This is a genomic window from Variovorax sp. GW821-FHT09A10 (genome assembly GCF_059418385.1).
In genome coordinates, this window is sequence record NZ_JBWKPT010000004.1 from 395,038 (window position 1) to 406,700 (window position 11,663).

9 protein-coding genes are annotated in these 11,663 nt (G+C 68.9%); 8 read left to right on the forward strand and 1 reads right to left on the reverse strand.

The genetic code is table 11. The features are described from left to right. The first annotated feature begins 117 nt into the window (after window positions 1-117). Window positions 118-2,124 (forward strand): PhoX family protein, encoded by a 2,007-nt coding sequence (locus tag AC07Q9_RS18525; RefSeq protein WP_495311187.1) that lies wholly within the window; start codon window positions 118-120, stop codon window positions 2,122-2,124. 18 nt (window positions 2,125-2,142) lie between these two features. Here the strand turns inward: AC07Q9_RS18525 and AC07Q9_RS18530 are convergent, their stop codons facing one another. Further along, window positions 2,143-2,616 carry an Lrp/AsnC family transcriptional regulator gene (locus tag AC07Q9_RS18530; RefSeq protein ID WP_099794063.1) on the reverse strand — a complete coding sequence of 158 codons (474 nt, stop codon included), beginning with the start codon at window positions 2,614-2,616 and terminating at the stop codon, window positions 2,143-2,145. Window positions 2,617-2,721: 105 nt separating this feature from the next. Here AC07Q9_RS18530 and mdeB point away from each other — a divergent pair, with 105 nt between their 5' ends. The 7 genes from mdeB (at window position 2,722) to AC07Q9_RS18565 (ending at window position 11,659) form a co-directional block, all read left to right on the forward strand. Beyond that, on the forward strand, window positions 2,722-5,382 hold the full coding sequence (gene mdeB / locus AC07Q9_RS18535; protein ID WP_495311189.1) for an alpha-ketoglutarate dehydrogenase: 2,661 nt from the start codon (window positions 2,722-2,724) through the stop codon (window positions 5,380-5,382). A gap of 74 nt (window positions 5,383-5,456) precedes the next feature. Next, window positions 5,457-6,233 carry a FadR/GntR family transcriptional regulator gene (locus AC07Q9_RS18540; RefSeq protein ID WP_062480778.1) on the forward strand — a complete coding sequence of 259 codons (777 nt, stop codon included), beginning with the start codon at window positions 5,457-5,459 and terminating at the stop codon, window positions 6,231-6,233. Between the two features lie 157 nt (window positions 6,234-6,390). After that, window positions 6,391-7,716, forward strand: coding sequence for an MFS transporter (locus tag AC07Q9_RS18545; RefSeq protein ID WP_495311192.1), 1,326 nt, complete (start codon window positions 6,391-6,393; stop codon window positions 7,714-7,716). A 16-nt stretch (window positions 7,717-7,732) separates the two neighbouring features. Then, window positions 7,733-8,653 carry an L-threonate dehydrogenase gene (gene ltnD, locus AC07Q9_RS18550; RefSeq protein WP_495311193.1) on the forward strand — a complete coding sequence of 307 codons (921 nt, stop codon included), beginning with the start codon at window positions 7,733-7,735 and terminating at the stop codon, window positions 8,651-8,653. A gap of 43 nt (window positions 8,654-8,696) precedes the next feature. After that, on the forward strand, window positions 8,697-9,710 hold the full coding sequence (gene denD, locus AC07Q9_RS18555; RefSeq protein WP_070063257.1) for a D-erythronate dehydrogenase: 1,014 nt from the start codon (window positions 8,697-8,699) through the stop codon (window positions 9,708-9,710). A gap of 3 nt (window positions 9,711-9,713) precedes the next feature. Next, window positions 9,714-10,997 (forward strand): 3-oxo-tetronate kinase, encoded by a 1,284-nt coding sequence (gene otnK, locus AC07Q9_RS18560; RefSeq protein WP_495311195.1) that lies wholly within the window; start codon window positions 9,714-9,716, stop codon window positions 10,995-10,997. Next, on the forward strand, window positions 10,994-11,659 hold the full coding sequence (locus tag AC07Q9_RS18565; protein WP_495311196.1) for a class II aldolase/adducin family protein: 666 nt from the start codon (window positions 10,994-10,996) through the stop codon (window positions 11,657-11,659). The genes otnK and AC07Q9_RS18565 overlap by 4 nt, the downstream gene beginning before the upstream one ends. Window positions 11,660-11,663: the final 4 nt, after the last annotated feature.

Below are 11,663 nucleotides of genomic sequence, written 5' to 3' on the forward strand. Positions count from 1 at the left end.
ATCGTTCTGTCATGCGCGATGCACGCCTTCGTCATGGGCGCCTTTTAAGGTCTGCGGCCTGACAGAGGCTGACTTTAGGCCTCATGCCGACCCACCCCACGATCCCTGGAAAACAAAATGACTGATCACGTCAAGGCGCCCGCCGCCTCCCGCCGTCACGCCCTGAAACTGCTGGGCGCCGCCCCGATGCTCCCGCTGGGCGGTGTCGCCTTTCTCACCGCCTGCGGCGGTGGTGGCGGCGGTGGCCAGGCCTTCCCGCCCTTCGTGGTGCCGCCGCCGGCCCCCGCGCCGGCACCCGCACCGGCTGCGCAGTTCGTGTCGGCCGAATTCAACGGCATGGCTGCACCCACGCTGGCCGACCCGGCCGCCATGGCCACGAACACCGTCGGCTCCACGCTCAAGGTGTCGTTCGACAACGGCAGCTCCACCGAATACCGCCTGGCCTACCAGCCCTTCTTCCTGACCGGCGACATGGTGCCGGACGGCAAGGGCGGCAAGATCCTCGCGGGCGGCTACGTCGACATCAAGAACCAGCCGATCATCGACGCCTCGGTGGCCGGCAAGGAGCGCCAGTTCTTCTCGGACAGCCCGGACGGCACCTCGCTGATCTCGCTGCCCAACGCCAACGTGCCCGGCGTCAAGGGCAAGGCCGTGTTCGCCGTGGTCCAGTTCGAATACACCACGCGCAACCTGAAGGGTGAAGGCACCTACGGCACGCTGCCGTCGCCCATCGCGGTGCTCACGCTCGACCAGGACCAGACCACCGGCAAGCTGAGCCTGGTCAAGTACCACAACGTCGACATGTCGAGCGCCCACGGCCTGTGGATCACCTGCGGCGCCAGCCTGTCGCCGTGGAACACCCACCTGTCCAGCGAAGAGTACGAGCCCGACGCGACCACCGCCGCCGGCACCGACATGTTCAAGGCCTACAGCAAGAACGTGTTCGGCGACGAGACCAAGGCCAACCCGTACCACTACGGCCACCTGCCCGAGGTCACCGTGAACCCCGACGGCACCGGCAGCGTGAAGAAGCACTACTGCATGGGCCGCATCTCGCACGAGCTGATCCAGGTCATGCCCGACAACCGCACCGCCATCATGGGCGACGACTACACCAACGGCGGCTTCTTCATGTTCGTCGCCGACAAGGAAAAAGACCTGTCGGCCGGCACGCTCTACGTGGCCCGCTACGAGGCCGGCTACTCGATCGACCCCGCCGCAGCCGCCACCAAGATGACGTGGATCAACCTGGGCCATGCCACCAGCGCCGAGATCGAGGCACTGGCCAATACGCTCAAGGCCACCGACATCATGGACGTGACCACCGCCAACCCCGCCGACCCCACGTACACCAACATGTTCCTGGACGGCAAGGAAAGCTGGGGCCGCGTGAAGCCCGGCATGGAAAAGGCCGCGGCTTTCCTGGAAACCCACCGCTACGCCAACGTGAAGGGTGCCAGCATGGCCTTCACCAAGATGGAAGGCACCACCGTCAACATCAAGGACAAGGTGGCCTACTCCGCGCTGCAGAACATCCAGGACTCGATGGTCAAGGGCGCCAAGGGCTGGTCGGCGGCCAGCAACATCGCACTGCCCGGCAAGCTCAGCGCCGGCGGCGTGATGGCGCACAACCTGGCCGGCGGCCAGAAGGACACCGACGGCAAGTCCATCAACAGCGACTGGGTGCCCACGCAGACCCGCGCGCTGATCGTCGGCGAGGACATCGCTTCCGATGCGCTGGGCAACACCTCGAACCCCGACAAGATCGGCAACCCCGACAACCTCAAGTTCTCGGAAAAGCTGCGCACGCTGTTCATCGGCGAAGACAGCAGCAGCCACGTCAACAACTTCCTGTGGGCCTACAACATCGACACCAAGAAGCTCTCGCGCCTCATGTCGATCCCCGCGGGCGGCGAATCGACCGGCCTGCATGCCGTGGACGAGATCAACGGCTGGACCTACATCATGAGCAACTTCCAGCATGCGGGTGACTGGGGCACGATCCATGACAAGGTCGTGAAGGGCAAGCTCGACAAGCTGGTGCGCGACAACTACAACGACCGCTACAGCGCCGCCGTCGGCTACCTCACGGCCGACCCGATCCAGATCAAGCTGGCGAAGTAAGCCTTCGAGGCTTGGCCCTCAAGACGGCGCTGTCGGCAACGGCAGCGCCGTTTTGTATCTGACCTGCTTGAGCGCAAAGCTCGAGCGGATCTTCTCGATCCCCGGGATCGGCGTGAGCTGCTCCATGATGAAGCGCTCCAGCGCCGCCATGTCGGCCACGGCAATGCGGATCAGGTAGTCGCTGTCGCCCGTCATCAGGTAGCACTCCATCACCTCGTCGTGCTCGGCGATGCGCTGCTCGAAGTCGGCCAGCGACTGCTTGCTCTGCGTGGTCAGGCTGATCGAGATGAACACGTTGAGCCCCAGGCCCAGCGCCTTGGCGTTCGCCAGCGCCACATACCGATCGATCACGCCGCTGGTCTCCAGCACCTTCACGCGCGCCAGGCAGGGCGAGGGCGACAGGTGCACGCGGCGCGCCAGTTCGACGTTCGACAGGGCGCCGTCGCGTTGCAGCTCGTCGAGAATGCGCAGGTCGATGGCGTCGAGTTCCATGAAATTCCGCAAAGCTGTTGAATGGCGGCATTTTATGCTTCTGAATAGCCATGAAATCAGAGGTGCCGGTAGCTAATTTTCCCCGAGGCGGCTTAAAGTGCTGGCATGAACGCCCCGATCTCCGCCGACCAGATGCGCGCCCTGTTGCTCGACACGCCGCCGTCGCACGACCCCGACCCCGAAGAGACCGCCGAATGGCGCGACGCCTTCCTGGCGCTGGCGCAGACGCAAGGTCCGCAGCGCGCACGCCAGATGCTGGCCGAGCTGGCGCGCCTGGCGCGGCAGCAGCGCATCGGCTGGCAGCCCGAGCTGGCCACGCCGTACGTCAACACCATCGCCGCGGCCGACCAGCCGCCGTTCCCGGGTGACCTCGCGGTGGAAGAAAAGCTCGCCTCGCTCATGCGCTGGAACGCGCTCGCCATGGTGGCCAAGGCCAACCAGGCGTACGGCGAACTCGGCGGCCACATCGCCAGTTATGCGAGCGCGGCCGACCTGTTCGAGACCGGCTTCAACCACTTCTTCCATGCGCGCAGTCCGGCGCACCGCGGCGACCTCGTGTTCTTCCAGCCGCACAGCGCGCCCGGCGTGTATGCGCGGGCCTACCTCGAAGGCCGCCTGAGCGAAGAAGACCTGAACCACTACCGACAGGAACTCACCGCACCGGCCTTCACCGACGGCAGCGGCGCGCGCGGCCTGTGCAGCTACCCGCACCCGTACCTGATGCCGGACTTCTGGCAGTTCCCCACCGGCTCGATGGGCATCGGCCCGATCAGCTCGATCTACCACGCGCGCTTCATGCGCTACCTCACGCACCGCAACCTGCTGAACTGCGAAGGCCGCAAGGTGTGGGGCGTGTTCGGCGACGGCGAGATGGACGAGCCCGAATCGATGAGCGCGCTGACGCTCGCCGCGCGCGAAAAGCTCGACAACCTCGTGTGGGTCGTCAACTGCAACCTGCAGCGCCTCGATGGCCCGGTGCGCGGCAACGGCCGCATCATCGACGAACTCGAAAAGCTCTTCGCCGGGGCCGGATGGAACGTCGTCAAGCTCGTGTGGGGCAGCGACTGGGACGGCCTGTTCGCGCAGGACGTGAGTGGTGCCCTGGCCCGCGTGTTCGCCAACACCGTCGACGGCCAGATGCAGACCTTCGCCGCGAAGGACGGCCGCTTCAACCGCGACAACTTCTTCGGCCAGAACCCCGAGCTCGCGCGCCTGGCCGAAGGCATGACCGACGAGCAGATCGACCGCCTGAAGCGCGGCGGCCACGACCTCGTGAAGATCCACGCCGCCTACGCCGCGGCCGCCGCCCACAAGGGCCAGCCCACCGTGATCCTCGCCCACACCAAGAAGGGCTACGGCATGGGCAGCGCCGCGCAGGGCAAGATGACCACGCACTCGCACAAGAAGATGGGCGACGTCGACCTGCTCGAATTCCGCGACCGCTTCAACCTGCCGCTCACCGACGCACAGGCCACCGCGATGGACTTCTACCGCCCGGCCGAAGACAGCGCCGAGATGCGCTACCTGCGCCAGCACCGCGAAGCGCTCGGCGGCGCCATGCCGCGCCGCGAGACCGCCTGCGACGTGGTGCCCAAGCCCGACATCGCGGCCTACGCGCAGTTCGCCACGGCCGCCGCGGGCAAGGAGATGAGCACCACCATGGCCTTCGTGCGCATGCTGGGCAACCTCATGAAGGACAAGGCGTTGGGCCCGCGCATCGTGCCCATCGTGGCCGACGAGGCGCGCACCTTCGGCATGGCCAACCTGTTCAAGCAGGTCGGCATCTACTCGAGCGTGGGCCAGCGCTATGCGCCGGAAGACATCGGCTCGGTGCTGAGCTACCGCGAAGCCACCGACGGGCAGATTCTTGAAGAAGGCATCAGCGAGGCCGGCGCCATCGCCAGCTGGACGGCCGCGGCCACCAGCTACAGCGTGCACGGCCTGGCGATGCTGCCGTTCTACATCTACTACTCGATGTTCGGCTTCCAGCGCGTGGGCGACGCCATCTGGGCGGCGGCCGACCAGCGCGCGCGCGGCTTTCTGCTGGGCGCCACCTCGGGGCGCACCACGCTCGGCGGCGAAGGCCTGCAGCACCAGGACGGCAGCAGCCACCTCGTGGCCGCGACGATTCCCAACTGCAAGGCCTACGACCCGGCCTTCGCGGGCGAGATGGCCGTCATCGTCGACGCGGGCATCCGCGAGATGATGGTCGAGCAGCAGGACGTGTTCTATTACGTCACGCTCATGAACGAGAACTACGCGCAGCCCGACCTGCCGGCCGGCGCGGAGACCGACATCCTGCGCGGCTGCTACCGCTTCGGCACGTATGCGCCGGCATCGGGCAAGGCGAAGCAGAGCGTCACGCTGCTGGGCTCGGGCGCGATCCTCACCGAGGTCATCAAGGCCGCACAGCAGCTGGCCGACGAAGGCATCGCGGCCGAGGTGTTCAGCGTCACGAGCTGGAGCGAACTCGCGCGCGACGGCCAGGCCTGCGAGCAGCGCGCGCTGGCCGGCGAGAAAGACGCCGGCACGCCCTTCGTCGCGCAGCAGCTGGGCAAGGGCGGCAAGGCCCCGATCGTCGCCGCCACCGACTACGTGCGCGCCCTGCCCGAGAGCGTGCGCGCCTTCCTGCCCGAAGGCCGCCGCTACCTCACGCTGGGCACCGACGGCTTCGGCCGCAGCGACACGCGCGCCGCGCTGCGCGGTTTCTTCGGCGTGGACGCGGCGAGCATCGCGCGGGCCGCGCGGCACGCGCTCGGCGCCTGACGCCGGCGCGGCCATGCGGCGTGACGGTGCGGTGCCTGCGTTAGAGTCGCAGGCCCCACCGCCTTCCCGCGCCCATGACCCCCCGTTTCCAGTCCCTCGCTCCCGCCGTCCGCCTGGCCGACCAGGTGGCGGAAGCGCTCGTGGCCGAGGTGCGCAGCGGGCGCCTGTCGGAAGGCGACCGGCTGCCCACCGAGACCGCGTTGGCCACCCAGTTCGGCGTGAGCCGCACGGTGGTGCGCGAGGCGGTGTCGCGGCTCAAGTCGCTCGGGCTGGTCGATTCGCGCCAGGGCAGCGGCGTGTACGTGCGCGCTGCCGGGGTGGAGCCGCTGCGCTTCGAGATGCCGCATGTGGCCTCGCGCGAAGCGGTGGTGCAGATGGTCGAGCTGCGCCGCGCGCTCGAGGCCGAGGTGGCCGCGCTCGCGGCCGAGCGCCGCACGCCCGAGGACATGCTGCGCATCCGCGACGCCATCGATGCGCTGCATGCGGCGGTGTCGATGGGCGGCAACGGGGCCGACGAGGACGTGCGCTTTCACCGCGCCATCGCCGAGGCCGCGCGCAACCCCTTCCTGATCGGCACGCTGCAGTACCTGCGGCAGTTCCTGCATGGCGCCACCCGCGTCACGCGCGCCAACGAGGCGCGCCGCGCCGACTTCGTGCGCGAAGTGGCACAGGAGCACGCGCGCATCGTGGAGGCCATCGACGCCGGCGACCCGCTGGCCGCGCGCGAAGCCGCCAAGGCCCACATGGACAACGCCATCCGCCGCATCGAGCAGGCCGACCCGGCCTTCTGGCAGCAGGAAGGCGCCCAGCTCGCCCGACCCCTGGTCGAAGGCTGGCCTGCGGGCAAGTAAGCCCACGCTCACAAATTTTCGGTAGGGGCAGAATGTGCGGGTTATCCCGTATCTGAGAGCTTGTCTTAAATTTGTATGATGACCTGACAAGTAAGGGGCGACCGCGCCACAGGGTGACGGGACGGCCCCGTTTTTTCATCCAGCGGACTCCCTCCCCATGACTTCCACCCTCAAGGCCGGCGCGCCCCTCGCGGCTGACGCGCCCGACGCCGCGCTCGAAAAACGCGCCTACGCCAAGGTGTTCTGGCGCCTCGTGCCTTTCCTGATGCTGTGCTACGTGGTCGCGTACCTCGACCGCGTGAACGTCGGCTTCGCCAAGCTGCAGATGGGCGCGGACCTCGGCTTCAGCGAAACCGTGTTCGGCCTCGGTGCCGGCATCTTCTTCCTGGGCTACTTCCTGTTCGAGGTGCCCAGCAACCTGCTGCTCAACCGCGTGGGCGCGCGCGTGTGGATCGCGCGGATCATGATCACCTGGGGCCTGCTGTCGGCCTGCTTCGTGTTCGTGGAAACGCCGACCAGCTTCTACATCCTGCGCTTCCTGCTCGGCGTGGCCGAGGCGGGCTTCTACCCCGGCGTGATCCTGTACCTGACGCACTGGTACCCGTCGCACCGGCGCGCGCGGATCATCGCGGTGTTCATGTCGGCGATTCCCGTGGCGGGCATCTTCGGCAACCCGCTGTCGGGCTGGATCATGGACGCCTTCCACGGCGTGTCGGCCATGCACGGCTGGCAGTGGATGTTCATCATCGAAGCCATTCCCGCCGTGCTGGTGGGCGTGATGGTGCTGTTCTACCTGGACAACGGCATCCAGCACGCACGCTGGCTCTCGCCCGAAGAAAAGCAGCTGCTGCAGCGCGAGGTCGACCGCGACCAGGCGCACGGCGCCAAGGGCCCGCACTCGGTGGGCGCGATGTTCCGCGATGCGCGCGTGTGGTGGATGGCGCTCATCTACTTCGCCTTCGTCATGGGCCAGTACGCGCTGACCTTCTGGCTGCCCACGCTGGTCAAGGCCACGGGCGTGCAGGGCAACTTCAACATCGGCCTGCTCAGCGCCATTCCGTTCCTGTGCGCGATCGTCGCGATGAACCTGTTCGGCCGCAGCGCCGACGCGCGCCGCGAGCGCCGCTGGCACCTGATCATCCCCGCGATGATGGGCGCCGTGGGCTTCACGGTCGCGGCCTCGTACACGCAGAACACGGTCGTGTCGCTGACCTTCCTGTCGCTCGCCGCAGCCGGCGTGCTCACCTGCGCGCCGCTCTTCTGGTCGCTGCCCACCGCCTTCCTCTCGGGCACGGCGGCGGCAGCGGGCATCGCGGTCATCAACTCGGTGGGCAACCTCGCGGGCTTCGTGAGCCCGTACCTCATCGGCTACCTGAAGGACCTCACGGGCAGCACCCAGATCGGCATGTACGTGCTGGCCGGCGCGCTGGTGCTCGGCGCCATCGGCGTGTGGCTCACCCCGAAGCAACTGGTCAACCGGTGATCGAAGGACGCACGACATGACTTCTTCTTCCAGCAACACCCCCGTCGTCGGCCTCGTGGGCCTGGGCGCCATGGGCAGCGGCATGGCGCAATCGCTGCGCCGCGCGGGCCATGCGCCGCATGTGTTCGACGTGCGCCCCGGCGTCGCCGAGGCCTTCGCGCGCGAAGGCGGCACCGCCTGCGACACGCTGGCTGCGCTCGGCGCGCAGTGCGACATCGTGGTCAGCGTGGTCGTCAACGCGGCGCAGACCGAGTCGGTGCTGTTCGGCGACGGCACCACGCCCGGCTGCGCGGCATCGATGAAGCCCGGCAGCCTGTTCGTGATGTGCTCCACCGTCGACCCGAACTGGTCGGTGGCGCTCGAAGCGCGCCTCGCGCAGCAGGGCATCCTGTACCTGGACGCGCCCATTTCCGGCGGCGCCGCCAAGGCCGCGAGCGGCCAGATGACGATGATGACCGCCGGCACGCCCGCGGCGTATGAGAAGGCCGGCGCGATGCTCGACGCGATGGCCGCCAAGGTCTACCGCCTGGGCGATTCGGCCGGCGCGGGCAGCAAGGTGAAGGTCATCAACCAGCTGCTGGCCGGCGTGCACATCGCCGCCGCGGCCGAGGCCATGGCGCTGGGCCTGCGCGAGGGCGTGAACCCCGACGCGCTGTACGAAGTCATCACCCACAGCGCCGGCAACAGCTGGATGTTCGAGAACCGCATGGCCCACGTGCTGGCGGGCGACTACACGCCGCTGTCGGCCGTCGACATCTTCGTGAAGGACCTGGGCCTGGTGCTCGACGTGGCGCGCGCCAGCAAGTTTCCGCTGCCGCTGTCGTCCACCGCGCACCAGATGTTCATGCAGGCCTCCACGGCCGGCTTCGCGCGCGAGGACGACAGCGCGGTCATCAAGATCTTCCCGGGCATCGAACTGCCTGCCGGGAAAAAATAGCATCGAGCGACAGCGCTCCACCGACCCAGGAAAGACACACACCATGAACGTTCTCATCACCGGCGGCTGCGGCTTCCTCGGCGCCCGCCTCGCCCGCACCCTGCTCGCGGGCGGCCCGCTCGCACTGGCCGGCGGCCAGCCCCAGGACATCGCACGCATCACGCTCGCCGACCGCGTGCCGCCGCCCGCCGACCTCGCGGCTGACGCGCGCATCCAGTTCGTGCAGGGCGACCTCTACGAACAGGCGGCCAACGGTGCATTGCCGCTGGCCGACACCGACGCCGTGTTCCACCTCGCCGCCGCCGTGAGCGGCGAGTGCGAGGCCGACTTCGACCTCGGCATGCGCAGCAACCTGGACACCACGCGCGCCCTGCTCGACGCCTGCCGCAGCGCGGGCCACGCGCCCGTGTTCGTGTTCTCCAGCTCCGTCGCCGTGTTCGGCGATTCGCCCGAGCAGCGCCTGCCCGCGGTGATCGAGGACACCACGCTGCCCACGCCGCAGAACAGCTACGGCATCCAGAAGTTCATCGGCGAGCAGCTGGTGGCCGACTACACGCGCAAGGGCTTCGTGCAGGGCCGCAACGTGCGGCTCATGACGGTGTCGGTGCGCCCGGGCCGCCCGAACGGCGCGGCCTCCAGCTTCCTGAGCGGCATGCTGCGCGAGCCGCTGGCCGGCGTGCGCGCGCGCTGCCCCGTGGCGCCCGAGACGCCGGTCGCGCTGGCCTCGCCCGGCAACACCGTCGCCGGCATCGTGCGCGCGGCCACCGCCGGCGCCGCCGAATGGGGCGCGCGCACCGCGGTCAACCTGCCCGCGCTGACCACCACCGTGCGCGAGATGGCGCAGGCGCTCGAGCGCATCGCCGGCACCGAGGCCACCGCCCTCATCGACTGGGAGCCCGACGCCGCCATCGCGAAGATCGTCACCAGCTGGCCCAGCCGCATCCACGCCGCGCGTGCCGAGGCGCTGGGCCTGAAGGCCGACGCCAGCTTCGACGCCATCCTGCGCGACTACGTGCGCGAGAACGCGCAGGCGGTCACGCTCGCGCTGAAGGGCTGAGCGATGGCGAAGCTCGTGCTCGGCTGCATCGCCGACGACTTCACCGGCGCCACCGACCTGGCCAACAACCTCGTGCGCGCCGGCATGCGCGTGGTGCAGACCATCGGCGTGCCCGCCGGGCCGCTCGATGCCGACGTGGACGCGGTCGTGGTCGCGCTCAAGTCGCGCACCATCGCACCGGCCGAGGCCATCGCGCAGTCGCTCGACGCGCTGCGCTGGCTGCAGGCGCAGGGCGCGCAGCAGATCTACTTCAAGTACTGCTCCACCTTCGACAGCACCTTCACCGGCGAGGTCAGGGGCAACATCGGCCCCGTGACCGAGGCGCTGATGGACGCGCTGGGCTGCGACTTCACCATCGCCACGCCCGCCTTCCCCGACAACAAGCGCACCGTGTTCAAGGGCTACCTGTTCGCGGGCGACGTGCTGCTCAACGAGAGCGGCATGCAGAACCATCCGCTCACGCCGATGACCGACCCGAACCTCGTGCGCGTGCTGCAGGCGCAGTGCACGCGCAAGGTCGGCCTGATCGACCACGCGGTGGTCGCACGCGGCGCAGCGGCCATCGAAGAACGCATCGCGCAGCTGAAGGCCGAGGGCGTTTCGATCGCCATCGTCGATGCCGTGTCGAACGACGACCTGCTGCGCATGGGCCCGGCGCTCGCCAAGCTGCCGCTGCTCACGGCGGGCTCGGGCGTGGCCATCGGCCTGCCGGCCAACTTCGGCCTCGCGCCGTCGTCGCAGGCCAGCGCGCTGCCGAAGGCCGGCGGCAAGACCGCGGTGGTGTCGGGCAGCTGCTCGCTGGCCACCAACCGGCAGGTGCTCGACTTCATCCAGCGCGGCGGCGCGGCCATGGCCATCGACCCGCTGCGCATCGCGGCGGGCGTGGACGTGACCGCCGAAGTGCTGGCCTGGGCCGCACCGCTGATCGACAAAGGCCCCGTGCTCGTCTACTCGACCGCCGAAGCCGGCGCCGTGAAGTCGGTGCAGGGGCGGCTCGGCGTGGAAGAAGCCGGCGCGATGGTCGAACGCACCATCGCCGCCATTGCGCGCGGCCTGGTCGAGCGCGGCGTGCACCAGCTGGTGGTGGCCGGCGGCGAGACCTCGGGCGCCTGCGTGCAGGCGCTGGGCATCGCGCAGATGCAGATCGGTCCGCAGATCGACCCCGGCGTGCCGTGGTGCCATGCGCGCTGCGATGCGGCGCCCGAAGCGGGGCTGCACATCACGCTGAAGTCGGGCAACTTCGGCAGCGACGATTTCTTCACCAAAGCTTTTACAGTGCTCGCATGACCGAGAACGAAGCTCGCGACGAAATCTGCCGCGTCGGCCGCAGCCTGTTCGAGCGCGGCTATGTGCACGCCACGGCCGGCAACATCAGCGTGCGGCTGGACGACGGCTTCCTCATCACGCCGACCGACGCCTGCCTGGGCTTTCTCGACCCCGCGCGGCTCGCGCGGCTCGATGCGCAGGGCCAGCAGACCGGCGGCGACCGCGCCAGCAAGACCATCGCGCTGCACACGCGCATCTACGCCGCCGCGCGCGACTTCGATGCGGGCACGGCGTGCGTGATCCACACGCACAGCACGCATTGCGTGGCCCTGACCCTGGGCAACCCGCAGGCCGAACTGCTGCCCGCGCTCACGCCCTACTTCGTGATGAAGGTCGGCCATGTGCCGGTCATTCCGTACCACCGCCCCGGCGCGCCCGAGGCGGCCGAGCAGGTGGCGCAGACCATCGCGCGCTACGGCGCGGCCGGCACGCCGATCCGCGCGGCGATGCTCGCGCGCCTGGGCCCCAACGTCTGGCACGAGACGCCGGCCGCCGCCATGGCCGTGCTCGAAGAGCTGGAAGAAACCGCCCGCCTGCAGCTGCTCACGCAGGCCACCCGGCCCGCACCGCTCACCCCCGACCAGATCGATGAACTGCGCCGCACTTTCGGTGCGCGCTGGTAGTACA